General features: G+C 61.3%; 24 protein-coding genes. 18 read left to right on the forward strand and 6 right to left on the reverse strand.

Annotated elements, in window-relative coordinates; translation table 11 throughout:
- Window positions 1-96: 96 nt before the first annotated feature.
- From fliF to visR, 3 genes are all read left to right on the forward strand, one after another.
- Window positions 97-1773, forward strand: a complete 1677-nt coding sequence (gene fliF, locus ACM6UT_RS14030; RefSeq protein ID WP_416797963.1) for a flagellar basal-body MS-ring/collar protein FliF — start codon at window positions 97-99, stop codon at window positions 1771-1773.
- A gap of 284 nt (window positions 1774-2057) precedes the next feature.
- Entirely contained in the window at window positions 2058-2804 is a 747-nt protein-coding gene (visN, locus tag ACM6UT_RS14035; RefSeq protein ID WP_416797964.1) for a transcriptional regulator VisN, read from the forward strand.
- A gap of 10 nt (window positions 2805-2814) precedes the next feature.
- Window positions 2815-3558, forward strand: a complete 744-nt coding sequence (gene visR / locus ACM6UT_RS14040; protein ID WP_416797965.1) for a transcriptional regulator VisR — start codon at window positions 2815-2817, stop codon at window positions 3556-3558.
- Between the two features lie 35 nt (window positions 3559-3593).
- Here visR and ACM6UT_RS14045 read toward each other — a convergent pair whose 3' ends face one another.
- The 6 genes from ACM6UT_RS14045 to motA all read right to left on the reverse strand — a co-directional run bounded on the left by ACM6UT_RS14045 (window position 3594) and on the right by motA (window position 8788).
- Complete coding sequence (locus ACM6UT_RS14045; RefSeq protein ID WP_416797966.1) at window positions 3594-4034, reverse strand: hypothetical protein; 441 nt, start codon at window positions 4032-4034, stop codon at window positions 3594-3596.
- A 5-nt stretch (window positions 4035-4039) separates the two neighbouring features.
- Window positions 4040-5122, reverse strand: a complete 1083-nt coding sequence (gene flhB / locus ACM6UT_RS14050) for a flagellar biosynthesis protein FlhB (RefSeq protein WP_416797967.1) — start codon at window positions 5120-5122, stop codon at window positions 4040-4042.
- Between the two features lie 146 nt (window positions 5123-5268).
- Window positions 5269-6309: a flagellar motor switch protein FliG gene (fliG, locus tag ACM6UT_RS14055; protein WP_416797968.1), complete on the reverse strand. Its 1041-nt coding sequence runs from the start codon at window positions 6307-6309 to the stop codon at window positions 5269-5271.
- Between the two features lie 29 nt (window positions 6310-6338).
- Entirely contained in the window at window positions 6339-6905 is a 567-nt protein-coding gene (gene fliN / locus ACM6UT_RS14060; protein WP_416797969.1) for a flagellar motor switch protein FliN, read from the reverse strand.
- 57 nt (window positions 6906-6962) lie between these two features.
- Window positions 6963-7916: a FliM/FliN family flagellar motor switch protein gene (locus tag ACM6UT_RS14065; RefSeq protein WP_416797970.1), complete on the reverse strand. Its 954-nt coding sequence runs from the start codon at window positions 7914-7916 to the stop codon at window positions 6963-6965.
- Window positions 7913-8788 carry a flagellar motor stator protein MotA gene (gene motA, locus ACM6UT_RS14070; protein ID WP_416797971.1) on the reverse strand — a complete coding sequence of 292 codons (876 nt, stop codon included), beginning with the start codon at window positions 8786-8788 and terminating at the stop codon, window positions 7913-7915. Before motA ends, ACM6UT_RS14065 begins: the two co-directional genes overlap by 4 nt.
- Before the next feature lie 179 nt (window positions 8789-8967).
- Here motA and ACM6UT_RS14075 point away from each other — a divergent pair, with 179 nt between their 5' ends.
- The 15 genes from ACM6UT_RS14075 (at window position 8968) to ACM6UT_RS14145 (ending at window position 19789) form a co-directional block, all read left to right on the forward strand.
- Complete coding sequence (locus tag ACM6UT_RS14075) at window positions 8968-9747, forward strand: DUF1217 domain-containing protein (RefSeq protein ID WP_416797972.1); 780 nt, start codon at window positions 8968-8970, stop codon at window positions 9745-9747.
- The gene (gene flgF, locus ACM6UT_RS14080) at window positions 9748-10482 is read left to right on the forward strand and encodes a flagellar basal-body rod protein FlgF (RefSeq protein ID WP_416797973.1); all 735 of its coding nucleotides are present in this window, start codon (window positions 9748-9750) and stop codon (window positions 10480-10482) included.
- 12 nt (window positions 10483-10494) lie between these two features.
- Entirely contained in the window at window positions 10495-11895 is a 1401-nt protein-coding gene (fliI, locus tag ACM6UT_RS14085; RefSeq protein WP_416797974.1) for a flagellar protein export ATPase FliI, read from the forward strand.
- Between the two features lie 2 nt (window positions 11896-11897).
- Window positions 11898-12458, forward strand: a complete 561-nt coding sequence (locus ACM6UT_RS14090; protein WP_416797975.1) for a flagellar protein — start codon at window positions 11898-11900, stop codon at window positions 12456-12458.
- Between the two features lie 74 nt (window positions 12459-12532).
- Window positions 12533-12919, forward strand: coding sequence for a flagellar basal body rod protein FlgB (gene flgB, locus ACM6UT_RS14095; RefSeq protein WP_416797976.1), 387 nt, complete (start codon window positions 12533-12535; stop codon window positions 12917-12919).
- 3 nt (window positions 12920-12922) lie between these two features.
- Window positions 12923-13342, forward strand: a complete 420-nt coding sequence (gene flgC / locus ACM6UT_RS14100; RefSeq protein WP_416797977.1) for a flagellar basal body rod protein FlgC — start codon at window positions 12923-12925, stop codon at window positions 13340-13342.
- On the forward strand, window positions 13339-13680 hold the full coding sequence (locus ACM6UT_RS14105; RefSeq protein ID WP_416797978.1) for a flagellar hook-basal body complex protein FliE: 342 nt from the start codon (window positions 13339-13341) through the stop codon (window positions 13678-13680). Before flgC ends, ACM6UT_RS14105 begins: the two co-directional genes overlap by 4 nt.
- An 18-nt stretch (window positions 13681-13698) precedes the next feature.
- Window positions 13699-14487, forward strand: a complete 789-nt coding sequence (flgG, locus tag ACM6UT_RS14110; protein ID WP_416797979.1) for a flagellar basal-body rod protein FlgG — start codon at window positions 13699-13701, stop codon at window positions 14485-14487.
- Window positions 14488-14504: 17 nt separating this feature from the next.
- Window positions 14505-14990 (forward strand): flagellar basal body P-ring formation chaperone FlgA, encoded by a 486-nt coding sequence (flgA, locus tag ACM6UT_RS14115; RefSeq protein WP_416797980.1) that lies wholly within the window; start codon window positions 14505-14507, stop codon window positions 14988-14990.
- The gene (locus ACM6UT_RS14120) at window positions 14987-16111 is read left to right on the forward strand and encodes a flagellar basal body P-ring protein FlgI (RefSeq protein ID WP_416797981.1); all 1125 of its coding nucleotides are present in this window, start codon (window positions 14987-14989) and stop codon (window positions 16109-16111) included. The genes flgA and ACM6UT_RS14120 overlap by 4 nt, the downstream gene beginning before the upstream one ends.
- Window positions 16108-16653 carry a MotE family protein gene (locus ACM6UT_RS14125; protein WP_416797982.1) on the forward strand — a complete coding sequence of 182 codons (546 nt, stop codon included), beginning with the start codon at window positions 16108-16110 and terminating at the stop codon, window positions 16651-16653. Before ACM6UT_RS14120 ends, ACM6UT_RS14125 begins: the two co-directional genes overlap by 4 nt.
- Window positions 16650-17363, forward strand: a complete 714-nt coding sequence (flgH, locus tag ACM6UT_RS14130) for a flagellar basal body L-ring protein FlgH (protein ID WP_416797983.1) — start codon at window positions 16650-16652, stop codon at window positions 17361-17363. Before ACM6UT_RS14125 ends, flgH begins: the two co-directional genes overlap by 4 nt.
- 38 nt (window positions 17364-17401) lie before the next feature.
- Window positions 17402-17914 carry a flagellar basal body-associated FliL family protein gene (locus ACM6UT_RS14135; protein ID WP_416797984.1) on the forward strand — a complete coding sequence of 171 codons (513 nt, stop codon included), beginning with the start codon at window positions 17402-17404 and terminating at the stop codon, window positions 17912-17914.
- Complete coding sequence (fliP, locus tag ACM6UT_RS14140) at window positions 17911-18648, forward strand: flagellar type III secretion system pore protein FliP (protein WP_416797985.1); 738 nt, start codon at window positions 17911-17913, stop codon at window positions 18646-18648. Before ACM6UT_RS14135 ends, fliP begins: the two co-directional genes overlap by 4 nt.
- A 235-nt stretch (window positions 18649-18883) precedes the next feature.
- On the forward strand, window positions 18884-19789 hold the full coding sequence (locus tag ACM6UT_RS14145; RefSeq protein ID WP_416797986.1) for a flagellin N-terminal helical domain-containing protein: 906 nt from the start codon (window positions 18884-18886) through the stop codon (window positions 19787-19789).
- The last annotated feature ends 320 nt before the right edge of the window (window positions 19790-20109 follow it).

Raw genomic sequence — 20109 nt, forward strand, 5'->3', positions numbered from 1 at the left:
TCGTAGCAGCGCGAAATGCTCGCACAAGTTTCAGTTCCTAATGTCTCGCAAGAGGGCAATGCGTCCCAGTTCCTTCAGTTGATGGCGCGAGACAGAATGAATCTGTTAAATCAATCACTTCAGATATTTAAGAATCTGGCGTCGCTTGGCCAGACCAAGCTCCTGACCCTTGCCGGGGTCGGTGCCGTTTCGATCGCAATCATCATCGCTGCCGCACTTTTCGTGAACAAGCCGGCGTACGAGACGCTCTACACCGGGCTTGAGGCCACCGATCTCAATCAGGTGAGCATCGCACTTGCGGAAGCCGGTATCGATTTCGAGGTCGGTACCGACGGCCAGTCGATCAAGGTCCCCGCCGGCATGACCAGCAAGGCGCGGTTGCTGCTCGCAGAGCACGGCCTGCCCAACAGCGCCAATGCCGGTTACGAGCTGTTCGACAATGTCGGTTCTCTCGGCCTCACGTCCTTCATGCAGGAAGTGACCCGCGTGCGGGCGCTGGAGGGTGAAGTTGCCCGCACCATTCAGCAGATCAACGGCATCGCTGCAGCGCGGGTTCACATCGTGCTTCCGGACGTCGGCAATTTCCGGCGCGGGGAGCAGAAGCCCACGGCGTCGGTGATGATCCGAGCCGGCAACGAGGCCGGCCGCAAGGCCGCTGCCTCGATCCGCCACCTCGTCGCCTCTGCCGTGCCCGGCCTCGACGTCGAGGACGTGACGATTCTCGATTCGACCGGCCAGCTTCTCGCTTCGGGTGACGAAACGGGCGGTCCGGCCAACCGTTCCATCGGCGTCGTGCAGACGGTCCAGCAGGAGATCGAATCGAACATCGACAAGGCGCTTGCGCCCTTCCTCGGCATGGACAACTTCCGTTCGAGCGTTACCGCCCAGATCAATACCGACACACAGCAGATCCAGGAGACGATCTACGACCCGGAATCCCGCGTCGAGCGGTCTGTACGGGTCGTCAAGGAGAACCAGAAGTCGCAGCAGCGCCAGCCGGACAGCGCCGCGACCGTGGAACAGAATTTGCCGCAGGCCGATGTCCAGGGCAAAGCCGGCGGGCCTGAATCGTCCGATCAGCAGGACAAGAAGGAAGAGCAGACCAACTACGAGATCAACAGCAAGACCGTGGCGACTGTCCGCAACAGCTACACGATCGAGAAGGTGTCGGTGGCTGTGGTCGTCAACAAGGGACGTGTCGCCAAAATGATCGGCGAACCGGCCGACCAGGCGAAGATCGACGCCTACCTCGCAGAGATGCATAAGATCGTCAGTTCCGCGGCCGGTCTGGATACCGCTCGCGGCGACGTGGTCACTCTGACGGCCATGGACTTCCTGGAAAACCAGCTCCTGGAAGAATCGGCCACCGGCCCCGGCATCATGGAAATGCTGAGCCGCAACATCGGCGGCATCATCAACTCGCTCGCCTTCGTTGCCGTAGCCTTCCTGATCGTCTGGATGGGCATTCGTCCGATGATACGCTCCGTCGGTGGTGGCGCTACGGCCATCGCGGGCGCCAGCGAGGAGGCTGCAGGTCTCGAACTGCCAGACTTCTCGCCGGCGGTCGGCGGCGGCGCCCTCATGGATGGTTTCGGCGCGGACTTCGGCTTCGACAGCACCGACGACCTGCTCACCATGGGTGATGATCCGAACGGCGGCTTCAACCGCCGCGTCAAGGAAGGACCCGAGCGTCGTCTCTCCCGCATGGTCGAGATCAGCGAAGAACGCGTCGCCAAGATTCTTCGCAAGTGGGCAGTCGACAAGGCCGCCTGACGACGCGACGAAGTGGGAAGAACGCAGCCGCGCCGGCACCCGGCGCGGCTTTGCCGTACCATCTTCCGCCGAAGGCGCGCATTCCGTGAAGGTCTGTATATGCGATCGTCGTTAAGTTGGGGAATCGCTGCGCGAGCGTTTGGGTCTGGCGGGATTTATCTTCTATCATTGCCATGATTCGTCGGCTTGACGAATCGTCTATGCGAATCACCGGGAGAGGGCGGCCTTCCGGAGATGGAGGGGCGTACATCGAGGCCGTTTCATCCCGGAAAGGGGGAAACACAATGGACACCGAGTTGGTTAGGGAGGTTCGGAAGGAGCAAGACCGAACCATGTCCGCCATGGACGACCCGACCAGACCTCAAACCAGGGAGCAGCTTCTTCGGAAGCTGATGTCGGTTGCGCAAGGCGGCAGCATCGGGCGCAGTCTGCATCTCCTGGCAGATTACGTCGGGGCGAACCATTTCCTGCTCGCTCGCTTTGATCTCGTCCAGGAGCAAGGTCTCGATTTCGTCGTCTGCGCCAACTGGCCATTCGATCTGGTGCGCCGCCTGGAGCGCGAGTTCGCTTTAAGCTATTCCCGTACCACCGAACTCGAGAAATGCCTTTCGTTGCTGCAGCCGCGATTTGCGCTTCTTCCCGACGACGCCGACGCTCCGCGTGGGTTGAGCCGCGAATACTGTGCGCTGACCTTCAATGTGGGCCGCACGCGGTTGTCGCTGATGTTCCTCTACGAGGACACGATCGTGCTGTCGCCGGAGCGGCTGCGAGAGGTCGGCCTGCTGTGCGGCTATTGCGTAAGTCTCTCCGCCGGAAAAGGACAGCGGGCGGATCGTGAATTCGAGCTGACGGAACGGGAAATCGAATGCCTCTTCTGGATAGCGGAAGGCAAGACCAGCGACGAGATCGCCACCATTCTCGGGATCTCGCGCAATACGATCAACAATTACATCACCAGTGTGATGCGCAAGACGGCGACCAAGACCCGGTCCGAGGCGATCGCCTATGCCGTGCGCAACAATCTCGTATAGGGGCGAGCCGATGAAATACCCTCAAGGCCCGCTTCCCGCCGGCAAGGTCCAGACCGGACACGCGCGACAGATCAACGTGCGCGCGGAAATATTCCCGAAGCTCGTGGCGCTGCAGAAGAGCCTCGGCGCCAACGGTTTCGCCGTCCTCAAGATCGCGGGTTCCGGTGTACCCGGCAAGCGCAAGCTTGTCGCCCAGATCGACAATTGGTCGACCATGATCCCAGCGGGTCTCGACGTTTTCCTCGCACATTACGGCGAGACCCTGCTTTCGCACCTCGAAAGCTCCCTGCTGCCGCTCAGCTGGAGCGCTGCCGATGAGTCGAGCTTTGCCGACACGTCGGATTTTTCCGTCTTTGTGGAGCAATTGCAGCCGCGCGTGCTGTCTTATTCGGGCATCGCCTTCCCCGTGCGGCTAGGCGCTTCGGGCAACGGCTACGTTCTTTTTGCGATTGCCGGAGGCGTCGATATCGCGGGGGAGCGGATCATCGACGTTCATTCCCGCACCTGCAAGATCATGACCGACCTTCTGTCACTGGACGAGCGGCGCACGCAGCCTGCCGAGACGCTGAGCGATCGCGAGATCGCCTGCCTGCAGCTCGCGGGCGACGGTCGCATCAGCGAAGAGATCGCCGATGCGCTCCGCCTCTCCGTGCACACGGTCAACGCCTATCTCGGTTCGGCGACCATAAAGCTCGATTCGGTCAATCGCATCCAGGCGATCGCAAAGGCGATTCGGCTCGGTTACATCACCTAGCAGCGCGCCCCGGGCTGGTCCGTTCGCGCGACGGCTCAGCTGTAGAGTGGCGAGACACCGGTGTGGCTGAAACGGGCCTCCTGCAGACTGTCGCGCAGCAGGCGCGTGTTGTCCTCCGGAGTGGCGAGAGGGTTGTGGAATGCCACGTGGCAAATTTCCAGGCCAGCGTGCTCACGTGTCAGGGTCAACTGCGCGTATACGGTGACGTCGCGCGGTTTTATCTCCAGGTCGAGGACTACTTCCGGCGGTCCGCCCCATTCCAGCCGATACTCCCCGCCGGCGCCGAAATTCACGGTTCCCGGGTGAAAATAGAGTTCGGCCGCCGAGGAGACCAGGTCGGCGATGTTGCCATAGAGCTCGAAGCGCAGCAGTGAGATCAGATCGGCAGCATCGAGCAGCCGAAGTTCCGATGCAACGGGGCTGATCGCCTCTGCGACGATTCGTTCACGCTGGCTGGTATAGGGGCATTTCTTCATCGCGATTAGCGGACCCGCTTTTTCCTGGCCTGCGCGGCGTAGACCCGGTGAACGAGCTCCGCGACGGCCTTGTAGAATATCGACGGAATGACACTATCGATCGAGACTTGCGCAAACATGGAGCGCGCAAGCGGCGGGTCCTCGAAAATCGGGATATCGTTCGCCTGGGCGATCTCGCGAATCTTGAGGGCGACGAGGTCTTGGCCCTTGGCGATGACGACCGGAGCGTCGTTTTCCTCGCGCACATATCGCAAGGCCACCGCATAGTGAGTCGGGTTTGTGATCACGAGCGTCGCGCGCGGCACGTTGGCGATCATGCGACGGCGCGCACGGTCGCGGGCAATCGAGCGCTGCCGCGATTTCACGATCGGGTCGCCCTGCGATTGCTTCAGTTCGTCCTTGACCTCCTGCTTGGTCATCTTGAGCTGGGTGAACCAGTGATAGCGTGTCCAGGCATAGTCGCTGATCGCCAGGATCGCCGTGGCAAGCACGATGACGATCATCATCTTTTTCAGGATCGCCGCGAACTTCACCAGAATTACCTGCGGATCGGAGAACATCGCGTCGAGGGCGCCGAAATATTCGGAGCGCAGCGCCATTACCATGATCGCCGAGACGATGACGATTTTGAAGACGGATTTCCCGAATTCAACGAAGCCGCGCAGGCTGAACAGGCGCTCCCATCCCTTGGCCGGCGAGATTCGTGACATCTGCGGACGAATCCGTTCGAGCACGAACGAGGGCATGTTCTGAATGACGTTCGACGTGATGCCGAAAACCATGAAGAGCGCCATCGCCGGGAAGAGCAGGGCACCGGCTTCCCAGCCGAGATGGACGAAGAGCGAGACGACGTCGGTTGCCGTGAAGACGCGCCACTGGTCCGGCTGCTCGAAAAGGTCGCGCAGTGTCTCACCGAGCCGACCAATGGCCTGCGGCAGGAAGAAAACCGAATAAAGATAGAAGGCGAGAGCCGACGCGAAAATCGGAATTTCGCGTGAGGAAGGCACATTGCCTTTTTCCGCGGCGTCCCGCCGCTTTTTCTCGGTGGGGGCTTCTGTCTTGCTGTCTTTGTCCTGTTCGTCAGACAAGCCCGGTGTCCTTGTTCGTCATTGCCTGTCGAAGCGGCATCGGGTTACCGAAGCGCGCTGATCAGGATAGACGACGCTAGCTGCCCGCCCGATCCCGTTCAATCGGGCGGGGGCGGGCAGCTCGGCTTTTCAACAGCAAGGCCGCGTCAGGCGGCCTGCGGGGCATCGCCTTCGGCTTCCTTGAGCCGGATCTGACCGGAATTGGCGAGCCGGATGGCTTCCTGTGCCACTGCACGCCGGGCGATTGCGATTTCCCGCGGATTGATGCCGGTGGTACCCGTCGCCAGATCGGATTCGATCATGCGGCGTTGACGCGGGCTGATCGCGGAAAGGACGCATTCGCGGATTTCCATCGAGGCGCCGCGCAGCGCCATGGTGAGCACGTCTCCCGAGACGTCGTTGAGAAGGAGGACGCGGCTGCGCTGCGGCATGGCGAGCAGATCCTCGAACAGGAAGATCTTCGGCCGTACCTTCTCGACTGCCGACTTGCTGATTGTCTCCAGCGAGTTCAGCAGCGTGTCGACCTGCGGCTTGTCGAGCTCGTTCATCAGGTCCGCGACCTTCGCCGAGCCCACCGAATTGCGCTCCGCCTCGATCTCGGCGATCAGCTCGTGCACGCGGTTCTCGATGATCTGCGCTGCCTTGTGGCTGACGTTCTTCAGGTTGACGGTGCGGTTCATGACGTCGGCGCGACGGCTCTCCGGCAACTTCAGGAGCACCTTGGCACCGAAGGACGACGGCAGCATCGACAGGATGTAGGCGACCGTCTGCGGATGTTCCCGCATCAGGAACTTGGCGATGAAATCGGGATCGGCATCCTGCAGCTGGTCCCAGATCGATTCCTCGTAGGTCTGGAACGCCGTGCGCCGTCCGAGCAGGCCATCCACCTCTTCGGGGGTCAGTCCCTCCTCCAGGATGCTCTCGATGGCCTTCGCGTTGTCCATCAGGCCGGCACCTTCGGTGAAAAGGTCCTCGAACTCGTTGACCAGCTGGTTGAGTTCGTCCGGTGGAATGGAGCGCAGCGTCTGGGCGGATGCGATGATGGTCTGCAGTTCGGCCTGGGTGAAGTATTTCAGCAATTTGCCGGCGACGCCCTTACCCATCGCCAGCAGGACGGCCGCAGCCTTGTCCGACTGGGAAAGGGGTGTTCCAGGTAGGTTGCTGCCGAAGTCGTCAAAGTCCATCATGGTCTTTTTCCTCTCTGGCCCGTCATGGGTCAGGTCGTCTTGCTGCCCATTACTTCGATCAGCTTGACGCCGAAGCGGGTGTCGTCGTTTTCGAGCACGGTGATTTCGCCGCGTGCGATGCGCCGACCGTTCACCGTGATGTCCACCGGTTCACCAATCTTCCTGTCGAGGGTGATGATCGCCCCTTCCTCGAGATTCATGAGGCCGGCCACAGGCATCTTGCTCGCGCCCAGGATGACCTCGACATCAATGGGGATGTCCATGATGAGGTTGAGGTTGCCCGTCAGGGCGCTGCCGGGTTGCGGCTGGGTTGTGAGCGGAGCGTCGTCGAAGTCGCCGCCGAAGGTATCGGTGCCGAAGTCGCTCACCGCGGCCGGCATGGCGGCAGGATAGCCGCCGAGGTCCGGCTCGAAGGCGGAAAGATCGGCCGTGTCCATCGGCGAGGCGGAGAAGTCGCTGCCGAAATCGGGCAGAGTGCCTTCCGAATCGCTTTTCAGGACGCCGCGCAGATCGTCGACCGCCTGGTCGAAGGCGGCATCGGACGTCACCATGGACAGCGCGTCTTCATCGGGTACGGGTGTTTTCTTAGTAGCCATGCCGTCATAATTCCTGTCGAAACTTGCCTCAGCCTGCCTTGGTGAAGCGTTGATGTGCTAGCCCATGAGATGTCTCAGGATTTCGTCTTCGCTGCTGACGTTGTCCTTGACGCGTACCGTGTAGTGTTCTCCCGCCCGCCCGAATTCGCAGCGATAGAGATTCTTGCCGTTGGCACTGACGTCGACCATGACGTCGCCACGATCGCGAAAGGCGATCACGTCGCCCGCCGCCAGGCGGGAGATCGTGTCGAGTGTCAGCGACTGCAACTGAATTCGCGCCTGCAGTTTCACCTGAGAGCGGCGAACCTGCTCTGCCATCTGTTCGGCCCATTCCTTGCGGCTCTGGCCCGCCTGGCTTCTGGATTTCGGCACCGTGACCACGGTCTTCAGCAGGGTCTTCTGCGGGATCACCACGTAGAATTCGGAGGCGACGGGGCCGAGTTCGACGCCCATCTTGATGACGGCGCCGTACTCGTCGACGTGATCTTCCTCCGGCTTCGGACGGTCTTCGGCGTTGTGCGGGCGTCCGAGTTGCGGCTCGAAGGAGCCGGGCACGTCGATGCCTGAGCGCAGTACGCTGGCGATCTTGCTGGTCACCATGACGGAGAGGTCGAGCTCTATGCGCGAAAGAGGACGCCGGATCGGCTCCTCGATCGTTTCGGGAAGCGCCCCCAGAAGGTTCTCCATCAGCGTGATGACGAAGGCGTTGCCGCAGCCGATGACGAAGTTGGGGCTCCAGTTGCGCAGTGATCCGTCGGCCAGCGCAACGTTGTCTCCGAGTTCGGCGATGAGTTCGCTCATCAGGCCGGCCTCGTGACCATTGTAATGGACCTCGACCTGCAGACCGGTTTCGCTATGGAAGACGTCCGGCAGGAATTCGGTGAAGAGGTGGCCAAAATCGCTGCAGAGTTTTTCGACGGTCTTCCTGTCGCCCAGTCCTCCAGTGAGGCGCGCGAGCAGAGCCTTATCCATTGCCGACTGCGGCTTGTTCTCGGTCATCGCCATCGTCATGCCGCTGCCTTGTTCTCGCCGCCGGGGTTCATCATTTCCTGCTCGACGGCATCGATGGACGGACGCTCATGCGAGGAGATGGTCTTGCGGCCGTATTCCAGTGCGACCTGCGGCACGGAACCGTTCATGTAGGCGAGCAGCGTCTGCTTGACGATGATGTAGAGGCGGTGCTGCTTGGTGCGCACCGACTTGATCTGTGCAGCCAGCGGGCCGCAGACGCAGTAGGAGAGGATGATCCCGAGCATGGTGCCGACGAGCGCGGCGCCGATCAGCCCGCCGAGGACTTCCGGCGATTCGTTGATCTTCCCCATCGCCTTGATGACACCGAGAACCGCCGCGACGATACCGATGGCCGGGAAGCTGTCACCCATGACCGAGATGGAGTTGTAGGGCTTCATCTTGTCGGTGAGGATCGTGTTGATTTCCTCGTCCATCAGCGCTTCGATCTCATGGGAGCGGGCGTTCCCGATGATGATGAGGCGGACGTAGTCGCAGACGAAGGCGGTGAGTTCCTTGTTCTTCAGCACCGAGGGCGCCGCCTGGAAGATCGACGATTCGTCGGGATTGTCGATATGGGCTTCGATCTCGTTGCGAGACTTGGTTCTCAGGTCGCGCATCAGGGAATAGAGGACCCCGAGCACGTCGAGATAGTCCCTTTCTTTCGGAACAGAGTTCTTCAGAACTTCGGCAACGGCTTTTCCGGAGTCCTTCACCACCTTGATGGGGTTGGCCATGATGAAACCGCCGAGACCCGCGCCGCCGATGATCATGAGTTCGAAGGGCTGCATGAGGACGTCGACATGCCCGCCCATAGCCATGTAGCCGCCGAGGATACAGCCTAAACTGATAACAAGTCCGATTATGATGCTCATGTCGCGCCCGCGGTGACAGTTATTTTCAGGTCTAGCGATACGGACCTTGCCTTGCGTGAGGCTGAATGCCGCGGGGTTCATGGTTTGTGAACCGAGAGAAAGCTTCGCACAAGCCTTTTGCCGCAAGAAGGGCGATAACGGACGCCTGACCCGATTGTCCACCAGAGGCGGAAAAGACCGTGACGACGACTTATGCGAGCTACCAGCTGATCACCCGTGACCTTACGGGTTCCCTTGAACGCGTGGCGAAGGCCCCTGACGTCTCCAGGGAGACGGAATACTATCTTTCGAAGATCGGCGACGTTAAGTCCATCGACGACTTCATGGCCGACAGCCGTCTCTACAATTATGCCCTGAAGGCGCACGGCCTCGAAGACATGGCCTACGCCAAGGCTTTCATCCGCAAGGTCCTGACCGAGGGTATCGCCGACAAGGAAGCCTTTGCCAACCAGCTTGCCGACGGCCGCTATTCGGAGCTTGTGAAATCGCTGAACTTTGCCGAGCAGGGCGAGGCTGCGACCGCGTTCACCAGGGCCCAGAAAGGCGTTGTCGACAAGTACATGCGCCAGACGCTCGAAGAGCAGGCCGGCGCCGACAACACGGGCGTGCGGCTCGCTCTCTATTTCGAGCGGACTGCGCCGAACATCACCTCGGTGATGGACATTCTCGCCGACGACGCACTGTCGCAGGTTGTCCGCACGGCTCTGGGCCTGCCCGAGGAGTTTGCTGGCTCGAACATCGACCAGCAAGCCGCCGCCATCGGTCGCATGATCGACGTCAAGGATTTCCAGGATCCGGAAAAGACGGGCCTATTCCTCGAGCGGTTTACCGCAATGTGGGAACTGCAGCACCCGTCCGAAAACTATGATCCGCTCGCGGTGTTCGGTTCCTCTTCAGGATACGGCATCTCGCCCGATCTTCTCATTTCAATCAACTCTCTCAAGCTCGGAGGCAGCTAAGTGCAATCGGGACTCTATGTTGCCCTGTCGTCTCAGGTCGCCCTCGAACGGCGCCTTACGACTATTGCCGACAACATCGCCAACGTGAACACGGTCGGTTTTCGTGGCACCGAGGTCAAATTCGACGAAGTCCTCAGCCGGACCCACAACGATCTCAACGCCAAGATTGCCTTCGTCTCGCAGGGTAACGACTATCTCTCGACGCGAGCCGGCGAATTGCAGCACACAGGCAACGAGCTGGACTTCGCCATCAAGGGCGATGCCTGGTTTGCGATCGACACGCCGGCAGGGCAGGTCCTGACGCGCGACGGGCGGTTTACCATCAAGGAGACGGGGGAACTCGTATCCCTGCGCGGCTATCCGGTGCTCGACGCAGGCGGCGCCCCGATCCAGCTCAACCGCGCCGGCGGTCCCCCGACAGTCGGCCAGGACGGCAAGATTTTGCAGGACGATCGTCAGGTCGCAGTCCTCGGTGTCTTCTCCGCCGATATCACCAAGGGGTTCGTCCGTTATGAAAACAGCGGCGTTACCACCGTCGACCAGCCGAGACCGGTCGTCGACAACAGCCAGATTTCCGTGGTGCAGGGCTATCTGGAAAATTCCAACGTCAACGGCATCAGCGAGATCACCCAGCTCATCCAGGTAAACAGGGCCTTCGAGAGCATCAGCTCCTTGATGCGCGACAGCGAGGGCTCGCTGAACGATGCGATCAAGACGCTCGGCGGATCGAGCTGAGGTCGCTGAGCCATGTCTGATTCCGCCTCCGCCGAGTTCGCCCTTTCCGGCAAACTGACCCAGCTCGCAGGGCTGGCCGCCCGCTACGCAGATCCCGCATTCTCCGTGACCCACGGAGGCCGCGTCCGCACAATCGCCGCCGGCCATTACACGGTGGCGGGACTTTCGCGGCACGTCAGGCTCGGAGAATTCGTCGCCCATCGTAGCCCGACGGGTATCCATCTCGGAGAAGTGGTGCGGGTGGAGCCCGATGTCGCCTATGTCTGCCCGATCGAGCCGGGCGAACCGATCGGCATCCATGACCTCGTCATTCGCAAGGGCGCCTTCCGGATTGCCCCCGATGATAGTTGGTGCGGCCGCACGATCAACGCGCTTGGCGAGCCGATCGACGGTCGCGGGCCGCTCACTCCCGGTCTGCTGCGCCGCCCGGTCTCCAACGGCGCTCCGCCGTCCATGGCGCGGCGGCGCGTGGAGCAGGGCTTTCGCACGGGCGTGCGGGCGATCGACATCTTCTCGCCGTTGTGCTTCGGCCAGCGCCTCGGGATCTTCGCAGGCTCCGGCGTCGGCAAGTCGACGCTTCTGTCGATGCTGGCGCGGGCCGATGCTTTCGACAAGGTGGTCATCGCACTCGTCGGCGAGCGTGGACGCGAAGTGCGCGAGTTCATCGAGGATACGCTCGGTCCGAACATGAAGAAGTCGGTCGCGGTCGTTGCCACCAGCGACGAAAGCCCGATGCTGCGCAAGATGGCGCCGCTCGCCGCCATGACGATTGCCGAACACTTCCGCGACCGTGGTGAGAATGTCCTCTTTATCGTCGACAGCGTTACCCGATTCGCCCACGCGATCCGCGAGGTGGCGATGGCGGCCGGTGAACCACCTGTGGCGCGCGGCTATCCCGCCTCTGTCTTTACCGAGCTGCCGCGCCTCCTCGAGCGCGCGGGGCCTGGCACCGAAGGTTCCGGGACGATCACCGCCATCATTTCGATCCTCGTCGACGGTGACAATCACAACGATCCGATCGCCGACTCGACGCGCGGTATTCTCGACGGTCACGTCGTGCTCGATCGTTCGCTCGCAGAAGAGGGACGCTATCCGCCGATCAACCCGCTCTCCTCGATTTCGCGCCTTGCGCGCAGGGCCTGGAGCGAAGATCAGGAGAAGCTGGTCTCCCGCCTGAAGACGCTCATCCACCGGTTCGAGGAAACCCGCGACCTGCGCCTGATCGGGGGATATCGCGCAGGTAGCGATCCTGATCTCGATATGGCGATCAAGCAGGTACCGGTGATCTACGAGGTGCTGAAGCAGGCCCCCGGGGAAAGGCCGACGATCGACGCCTACGCCGATCTTGCCAGTGCATTGAAGCAGGCCGCGACGCAGCCGTTGCCGGCCGTAGTCGGAAAACTGAGGGGATAACCGTGACCGAATTCGATACCGACGAGCGGGTAGGGTCCCCGAAGCCGCAGACTCCGCGCGCAATGTCGACAACCGACCGCGTTCTCGCGGTCTCGGGGGTTGTACTCGCCTGTGCGGCTGCATTCTTCCCCTGGTACGTCTTCTTCAACGAAGAGAAATTCGGTATTCGCGTCGCGGAGATGGATCATACACGTGATCTGCCGGAAACGCCCGGGCGCAACGTCTTCAGTGTCTCGCCGCTTGCAATGGTGGACAAGGACGACGGCGGTCCGAAGGTCGCCTGGCCGAAGACCGATCCGCTGGTGACGGCGACGGTTTCCAAGATCGGCAAGGAAAATGCGGCCGGCAAGGAACTGAAAGAGCAGCAACCGTTCCCCGGCAAGAGTGGTTTCCGCCTGCTGCATGTCGCCAACGGCCGCGCCCTGATCGAGGACAATTCCGGCATGTACATCGTGCGCGTCGGCTCGATTCTCCCTGACAACAGCCGTGTCGCGACGCTGGAACAGCGCGATGGAAAGTGGGTGATCGTCAGCTCCACGGGCGCCGTCTACGAGCCCGATTGACGCTCGTCTACCCGTAAGTCCCACGCAAGATTACGTGCGTAGGTTCACATCCAGAAGATGACGGAGTGAAGCCTATGCAGCCTATCCAGTTGTTCGCTCTGGCCTCCAGGCAAGCCGAATGGCTTTCCATTCGCCAAGAGGTCGTGGCCAGCAACATTGCCAACGCAAACACCCCCGAATTCCGCGCCAAGGAGGTTACCCCCTTCAGTGCGGTGCTCGACGAGACGGTGCCGCGCATGGCGAGGACCCATCCCGCCCATCTCGCAGCGAGCGCGTATGGCGACGACGTGGAAGTTCGTGAAGCTGACCTCAACGAGGAGATCGGCGTCCTCGAATCCGGCAACAGCGTCGCGCTGGCGGACGAGCTCAGCAAAGCGGGCGAAATCGGTCGCCAGCATCAGCTCAACACGGCTCTGGTCACATCCTTTCATCGCATGATGCTGATGACTGTTAAGAGGTAAGTCATGGATCCGCTGTCAGCTGCCCTCAAGATCGCCGGCAGTGGACTGGAGGCCCAGTCCACTCGCCTGCGCGTCGTCTCCGAGAACATCGCCAACGCACGCTCGACCGGCGACACGCCCGGTGCGGAGCCCTACCGGCGCAAGACGGTCACCTTCGGAGCCGAGCTCGACAAGGTGACTGGCGCTGATCTCGTGGGAGTGAAAAGACTCGGCGAAGACGATTCCGATTTCATCGAGGAATTCGATCCCGGCAACCCGGCGGCGGACGAGCGCGGCTACGTCAAGATGCCGAACGTCAATGTCCTGATCGAAATGGCCGACATGCGTGAGGCCAACCGCACCTACGAGGCGAACCTGCAGACGGTCAAGCAGACGCGTGACCTGATCTCCTCGACCATCAACCTCCTGAAAGCTTCGCAATGATTGAGAAGACTGAAGACGTAACCTCCCTTTCGCGCTCCTCTGGACTTGGTTTCTTTTCGGGCGAGTCCGTTACCACGTCCACAGGGCAGGCGGACGGCGTCACCCCGGGTGCCGCGACGGGACAGAGTTTTGCCGGCGTGCTGGGGAGCTTGGCTACCGATGCAGTCAACAACCTGAAGCAGGCGGAAGTGACTTCGTTCGAAGGCATCAAAGGCACGGCCAACACCCGCGAGGTCGTCGATGCCGTGCTGGCCGCGGAACAGTCGCTGCAGACGGCGATCGCGCTGCGCGACAAGATCGTCACGGCCTATCTCGAAATCACCAAGATGCAGATCTAGCGGACCAAGGACGGACACATGAGAGCGCTCGCAATCGCGGCCACCGGCATGGATGCCCAGCAGACCAATCTCGAGGTCATCGCCAACAACATCGCCAACATCAACACGACCGGTTACAAGCGTGCGCGTGCCGAGTTCGCCGACCTGCTGTACCAGACGGAGCGCACTCAGGGCGTCGCTAACCGCGCCAACCAGGCCATCGTGCCGGAGGGCGCGAACATCGGCCTCGGCGTGCAGACGGCCGCGGTTCGCAATATCCATACCCAGGGCGAGCTCGCGCAGACCTCGAACGAACTGGACGTGGCGCTGGTCGGCCGCGGCTGGTTCCAGATCGAGTCGCCCGACGGCACGATCCTCTACAGTCGTTCGGGCGCCTTCAATACCAATGCCGATGGCCAGCTGGTCACCATCGACGGTTATGCCGTTTCGCCGGCGATCACCGTTCCGGAAAATGCCAGCGAAGTGGTTATCAGCCGTACCGGCATGGTTTCCGCGCGCGTCGGCAACAGTAGCGACTTTACGGAGCTCGGACAGCTCACGATTGCCAACTTCGTCAACGAAGCGGGCCTAAAGCCGCTCGGCGACAACCTTTTCGCGCAGACCGCGGCCTCCGGCGAACCGATCGTCGCTGCGCCCGAAGACCCTGGCTTCGCCTATCTGAAGCAGGGCTATCTCGAATCCTCAAACGTCGATTCGGTCAGGGAGATCACCGACATGATCTCCGCCCAGCGCGCCTATGAAATGAACTCGAAGGTCATCCAGACCGCCGACGAAATGGCCCAAATCGTCAGCAAGAACCTGAAGTAGGCGGGAGGCAGGCAAACATGAGGTTTCGCCGGATCACCAGATACGCAAGCGCGATGGCGCAGTCGGTGCTTGCAGCGTCCTTCGTGCTCGGCCAGACCCCGCCGGCCGCGGCGAAGGACGGCTATGCGGTGGTGCCGATGCAGACCATCTATCCCGGCGAGACGATCTCCGTTTCGCAGGTCGAGGAAGTGAAGGTCACGAATCCCAACCTGGCCGGGGGCTATGCGAGCTCGGTCGACGAGGTGGTTGGCATGGTGACCAAGCGAACCCTGTTGCAGGGCCGGACGATCCCCTTGTCGGGGCTGCGCGAAGCCTATGCGATCAAGCGCGGCAGCAGTGTTCGCCTGACCTTCGCGCTCGGCAACATGGTGATTTCGGCCTCCGGAACGCCACTGACGGATGCCGGAGTCGGCGATGTCATCAAGGTTCGCAACATCGATTCCGGTGCGATCGTCAGCGGCACGGTAATGGCAGACGGTACGGTACAGGTGATGGCGAAATGAACTTGCTACGGAAAGGCGTGCTGGCCCTGTTCAGCTTGTTTCTCGGCTTGGCCTGCGTCTCCGGCGCCGACGCGGCGACCGCCTCGCGCATAAAAGACATCGCCTCCCTGCAGTCGGGACGTGACAACCAGCTGATCGGTTATGGTCTCGTGGTCGGGCTGCAGGGGACCGGCGACAGCCTGCGGTCCTCGCCGTTTACCGAACAGTCGCTGCGGGCCATGCTGCAGAACCTCGGCATCTCGACGCAGGGCGGCCAGTCGAACGCCAAGAACATTGCAGCGGTCATGGTGACGGCCACGCTTCCGCCCTTTGCAAGCCCCGGAAGCCGGATCGACGCGACCGTAAGCTCGCTCGGCGACGCGTCTTCGCTGCGAGGCGGCACACTCGTGATGACTTCGCTCACCGGCGCGGACGGCCAGATCTACGCCGTCTCGCAAGGTTCGGTCATCGTGTCGGGTTTCAACGCGCAGGGGCAGGCGGCAAGCGTCACAGAAGGTGTTACCACCTCCGGCCGCGTGCCGAATGGCGCGATCATCGAGCGTGAGCTGCCGTCCAAGTTCAAGGATTCGGTCAATCTCGTCCTGCAGCTGAGAAATCCCGACTTCACCACCGCGATCCGGATTTCCGAGACGGTGAATGCCTATGCGGGATCGCGCTACGGCGGCCCCATCGCCGAAGCACGCGATTCCCAGGAGGTCGTCGTCCAGAAGCCGCGTCAGGCCGATCTCGCGCGATTGATGGCAGAGATCGAGAACCTCGTCGTCGAAACGGATTCACCCGCCAAGGTCGTCATCAACGAGCGAACGGGTACGATCGTGATCGGCGCCGAGGTCCGTGTCTCGAAGGTCGCCGTAAGCTACGGCACGCTCACCGTCCAGGTTACGGAAACGCCGCAGATCGTTCAGCCGCTGCCGTTCTCGCGTGGCCAGACGGCGGTGCAGCCGCAGACGGATATCCTTGCCCAGAAGGACGGAGGCCCGATTGCCATCGTCGACGGCCCGGACCTGCGGACCCTCGTCAGCGGATTGAACAATATCGGCGTCAAGCCCGACGGCATCATCGCGATCCTCCAGGGGATCAAGTCGGCCGGCGCCCTTCAGGCGGAGCTCGTCCTGCAATGATGGAAAGCATCGATCGTAAGAACCGTTACTCGCTGACCGGAACTGTTGCGCTGGCGGCCTTCCTGACTGTGGCGCCGCAAGGCGTCGTTCTTGCCGAGGATGTCGCCGTACTCTCGCCGCCGGCCGGTGGCGCGACGCAGCAGGAAATCCAGCAGTTCTGCACCAGCATCGCCGACCCGGCGCGCGATCAGCGCTATCTGCTCCAGAAGCAGGAGCTCGAGAAGCTGCAGGCCGATGTCGACCGGCGGATCGGCATCCTCGAACAGCGCAAGGCCGAATACGAAGACTGGCTGAAGCGCCGAAATGATTTCATGAAGCAGGCTGAGGTCAATCTCATCGAGATCTACAAGAACATGAAGGCGGACGCGGCAGCGCCTCAGCTGGAACAGATCGACCCGGTTCTCGCCGCCGCGATCGTCATGAAACTGCCGGCGCGTCAGTCGAGCCAGATCCTGAGCGAGATGAATGCCGAGAAGGCTGCCATCGTTGCGGGGGTCATGTCGAGCGCAGCCGATCCTACCACTTCGAGGGACCCCTCATGACGAAGCGTTTTTCGGCCGTTCTGGCTGTTTTGTTCCTGGCCGGTTGCCAGAGCCAGACGTTGAAAGAGATCGGCAACGCGCCGTCGATGAGCCCGATCGGCAGTGGCCTGCGCTACAGCCAGACGCCGCAGATGGCGCTCTATCCGAAGCAGCCGCGTCAGGTGGCGAGCGGCTATTCGCTCTGGAGCGATTCCCAGGCGGCGCTCTTCAAGGATTCGCGCGCGATCAACGTCGGCGACATCCTGACGGTGAACATCCAGATCAACGATCGGGCCTCGTTCAAGAACGAGACGGACCGCAGCCGCACGAATTCGAGCGGGATGAAGTGGGCGACGCAGGCTGACCTGTTCGGCTGGACGCCACCGGTCACGACCGGCGATCTCTCCTCGGGTTCCGATACCAGCACCGCGGGCAAGGGCTCGACCGCACGGTCGGAGAAGCTGACGCTCCTTGTTGCCGCCGTCGTCACCGGGATCCTCGAAAACGGAAACCTGTTGATCAGCGGCTCGCAGGAGGTGCGCGTCAACCACGAGATCCGTATCCTCAACGTCGCCGGTATCGTCCGGCCGCAGGATGTCGATGCGGACAACACCATTTCCTACGACCGCATCGCCGAAGCCCGGATCTCCTATGGCGGACGTGGTCGCCTGACCGAGGTACAGCAGCCGCCGGTCGGCCAGCAGGTCGTCGATCTGTTCTCGCCGATCTGAGGTCGGCGAGGCAGCGAACTGGAGCGGACGCGGAGACAATGGAAGAAGCGGAAGAAACCGGAGCGAAGAAGAAGTCGCCGCTCGTGCTGATGCTTGCCGCGGTCGCGGCACTGACGGTTGTCGGCGGCGGCGGCGGCTGGCTGGTCGGCACCATGATCGCTCCGAACATCAAGGCCGCGCAGGAGGCCGAGGCGGGGACGGAGGATGCGAAGGCGGGCGCCCACGGAGGCAAGGCCGAGGAGGGCCTCGCCCGCATCGCGACGGAGGCGAACGGAGTCGTCCAGCTCGAGCCGATCACCACCAACCTCGCCTATCCATCCGAAAGCTGGATCCGCCTCGAAGTCGCGCTGATGTTCAAGGGAGTGCCCGATGCTGCGCTCGCCGAGCAGATCCATCAGGACATCCTCGCCTATGTGCGCACGGTCTCGCTGCAGCAGGTGGAAGGCCCGCGCGGTTTTCAGTATCTGCGGGATGACATCGAGGAGCGTGTTGACCTTCGCTCCGAAGGGCGGGTATCGAAAGTGATGTTCAGGACCTTTGTTATCGAATGATTCGATTCGTCTTCTTGCTCGCCGTCATGATGACGGTGCCGGAACTTGCACACGCCCAGCAGTTTCCGACCAACCTGCTGAACGCGCCGATCGACGGATCTGTCGCGGCGTGGATCATCCGCACCTTCGGACTGCTGACGGTCCTTTCCGTCGCCCCAGGCATCCTGATCATGGTCACGAGCTTCCCCCGCTTCGTGATCGCCTTCTCGATCCTGCGCTCCGGAATGGGGCTCGCGACGACCCCCTCCAACATGATCCTGACGAGCATGGCGCTGTTTATGACCTTCTACGTCATGGCGCCGACGATGGACCGTTCCTGGCGGGACGGGGTCCAGCCGCTGCTCGACAACCAGGTGACCGAGGCTGAAGCCGTCCAGCGCATCGCCGAACCGTTTCGCACGTTCATGGCCGCGAACACGCGCGACAAGGACCTGAAGCTCTTCGTCGACATTGCCAACGAGCGGGGCCAGACGGCGATCACCGGCGACAAGGTCGATTACCGCGTCCTCGTTCCCGCCTTCATGCTGTCGGAGATCCGTCGCGGTTTCGAGATCGGTTTCCTGATCGTGCTGCCGTTCCTCGTCATCGACATGATTGTTGCCACCATCACGATGGCGATGGGCATGATGATGCTGCCGCCGACCTCGATTTCGCTACCGTTCAAGATCCTCTTCTTCGTTCTGATCGACGGCTGGAATCTCCTCGTAGGCAGCTTGGTCCGGTCGTTTGTTTAACGAACGCGACGGTATTTTGTTAACCATTATGTGGTTGTTTACCATAGATTTTTTGTGCCTGTAGTCCTCCCTCCGGATTAAGAGGTTGGCAAGGATTGGCTGCGAGTTTGGTTCTCGCAGGACGGCTCTGGTAACGAAGAAAATACCAAATGGCATGATGCCGCACCGTCGCTGACCGGTAGTTTTTGAAGCCCGGTATGTCCCCGTTAGTATCTTGTCAAAAGGGACAATTATTATGGCCAGCATTCTGACCAACGCCAGCGCTATGGCGGCTCTTTCCACTCTCCGTTCGATCTCCTCCAACATGGAGCAGACCCAGAACAACATCTCCACCGGCATGCGCGTTTCCAAGGCGTCGGACAACGCCGCCTACTGGTCGATTGCGACCACGATGCGCTCGGACAACATGGCTCTGTCGGCTGTCGAGGATGCCCTCGGTCTCGGCGCTGCCAAGGTCGACACTGCCTATGCCGGCATGAACGCGGCGATCGACGTCGTCAAGGAAATCAAGAGCAAACTCGTCGCGGCCCAGGAACAGGGTGTCGACAAAACCAAGATCCAGGAAGAAATCACCCAGCTCCAGCAACAGCTGAAGTCTGTTGCTGAATCTGCTTCGTTCAACGGCCAGAACTGGCTCGCCAACGCAGGTGGTACGGTAAGCGTTATCACGGGCTTCGTTCGCGCTTCCGACAATACCGTTTCGGTCAAGACGAGCGATTTGACGCTTGACGCGACGAACCTGCTGTTCACCACGGACGCTTCCGGCGTGATCGATACGACAACCGGCGTTCTGGGGGCGAACGGGGCGGCGAGCAGTGCAAGCGTTTTCGGCTTCACGATCAACAACAGCACGACAACTACGGCGCTCGGAAACCTGCTCACCGACGTCGAAACTGCACTGACGTCAATGACGAGCGCCGCCGCGAAACTCGGCTCGATTTCCTCGCGTATCGACCTCCAGTCCGATTTCGCAGCCAAGCTGTCCGATGCCATTGAATCGGGCATAGGCCGTCTGGTCGATGCCGATATGAATGAAGAGTCGACCCGCCTGAAGGCTCTGCAGACCCAGCAGCAGCTGGCTATCCAGGCTCTGTCGATCGCCAACAACGACTCGCAGAGCATCCTTACGCTCTTCCGTTAATCGGAAGCGTGATCCCGGCACCTCGACGCCGGTTCGCCTTTCCATCACCGATCGACATTGGTGGCTGACCAGTGGTCTGTGTGGATGGAAGAGCTTGACCTCCCGGAGGCTGAACCGGGACGGAAGCTACAACGAAGGCCGCGTTCGGAAAACGAACGCGGCCTTTGCGTTTTATTAATCATGATCTGGCACGCGCGTGCACGCGCGAAGGTTGCATATTTTTCTCCAAAACGCCGATTTTCCGTCTCTGCTTAGGTCTTCATTAACCTTGATGGTTTTATCTAAGCCCATCGAAACGGCGAGCTAACTATTAAAAATCA

Source organism: Ciceribacter azotifigens, assembly GCF_048159625.1.
Classification (GTDB): Bacteria; Pseudomonadota; Alphaproteobacteria; order Rhizobiales; family Rhizobiaceae; genus Allorhizobium; species Allorhizobium azotifigens.

Coding starts and splice junctions, on each gene's coding strand:
- fliF (WP_416797963.1), top strand. CDS start 97: ATGAATCTGTTAAATCAATCACTTCAGATATTTAAGAATCTGGCGTCG.
- visN (WP_416797964.1), top strand. CDS start 2,058: ATGGACACCGAGTTGGTTAGGGAGGTTCGGAAGGAGCAAGACCGAACC.
- visR (WP_416797965.1), top strand. CDS start 2,815: ATGAAATACCCTCAAGGCCCGCTTCCCGCCGGCAAGGTCCAGACCGGA.
- ACM6UT_RS14045 (WP_416797966.1), bottom strand. CDS start 4,034: ATGAAGAAATGCCCCTATACCAGCCAGCGTGAACGAATCGTCGCAGAG.
- fliG (WP_416797968.1), bottom strand. CDS start 6,309: ATGATGGACTTTGACGACTTCGGCAGCAACCTACCTGGAACACCCCTT.
- fliN (WP_416797969.1), bottom strand. CDS start 6,905: ATGGCTACTAAGAAAACACCCGTACCCGATGAAGACGCGCTGTCCATG.
- ACM6UT_RS14065 (WP_416797970.1), bottom strand. CDS start 7,916: ATGACGATGGCGATGACCGAGAACAAGCCGCAGTCGGCAATGGATAAG.
- motA (WP_416797971.1), bottom strand. CDS start 8,788: ATGAGCATCATAATCGGACTTGTTATCAGTTTAGGCTGTATCCTCGGC.
- fliI (WP_416797974.1), top strand. CDS start 10,495: ATGTCTGATTCCGCCTCCGCCGAGTTCGCCCTTTCCGGCAAACTGACC.
- flgB (WP_416797976.1), top strand. CDS start 12,533: ATGCAGCCTATCCAGTTGTTCGCTCTGGCCTCCAGGCAAGCCGAATGG.
- flgC (WP_416797977.1), top strand. CDS start 12,923: ATGGATCCGCTGTCAGCTGCCCTCAAGATCGCCGGCAGTGGACTGGAG.
- ACM6UT_RS14105 (WP_416797978.1), top strand. CDS start 13,339: ATGATTGAGAAGACTGAAGACGTAACCTCCCTTTCGCGCTCCTCTGGA.
- flgG (WP_416797979.1), top strand. CDS start 13,699: ATGAGAGCGCTCGCAATCGCGGCCACCGGCATGGATGCCCAGCAGACC.
- flgA (WP_416797980.1), top strand. CDS start 14,505: ATGAGGTTTCGCCGGATCACCAGATACGCAAGCGCGATGGCGCAGTCG.
- ACM6UT_RS14120 (WP_416797981.1), top strand. CDS start 14,987: ATGAACTTGCTACGGAAAGGCGTGCTGGCCCTGTTCAGCTTGTTTCTC.
- ACM6UT_RS14125 (WP_416797982.1), top strand. CDS start 16,108: ATGATGGAAAGCATCGATCGTAAGAACCGTTACTCGCTGACCGGAACT.
- flgH (WP_416797983.1), top strand. CDS start 16,650: ATGACGAAGCGTTTTTCGGCCGTTCTGGCTGTTTTGTTCCTGGCCGGT.
- ACM6UT_RS14135 (WP_416797984.1), top strand. CDS start 17,402: ATGGAAGAAGCGGAAGAAACCGGAGCGAAGAAGAAGTCGCCGCTCGTG.
- fliP (WP_416797985.1), top strand. CDS start 17,911: ATGATTCGATTCGTCTTCTTGCTCGCCGTCATGATGACGGTGCCGGAA.
- ACM6UT_RS14145 (WP_416797986.1), top strand. CDS start 18,884: ATGGCCAGCATTCTGACCAACGCCAGCGCTATGGCGGCTCTTTCCACT.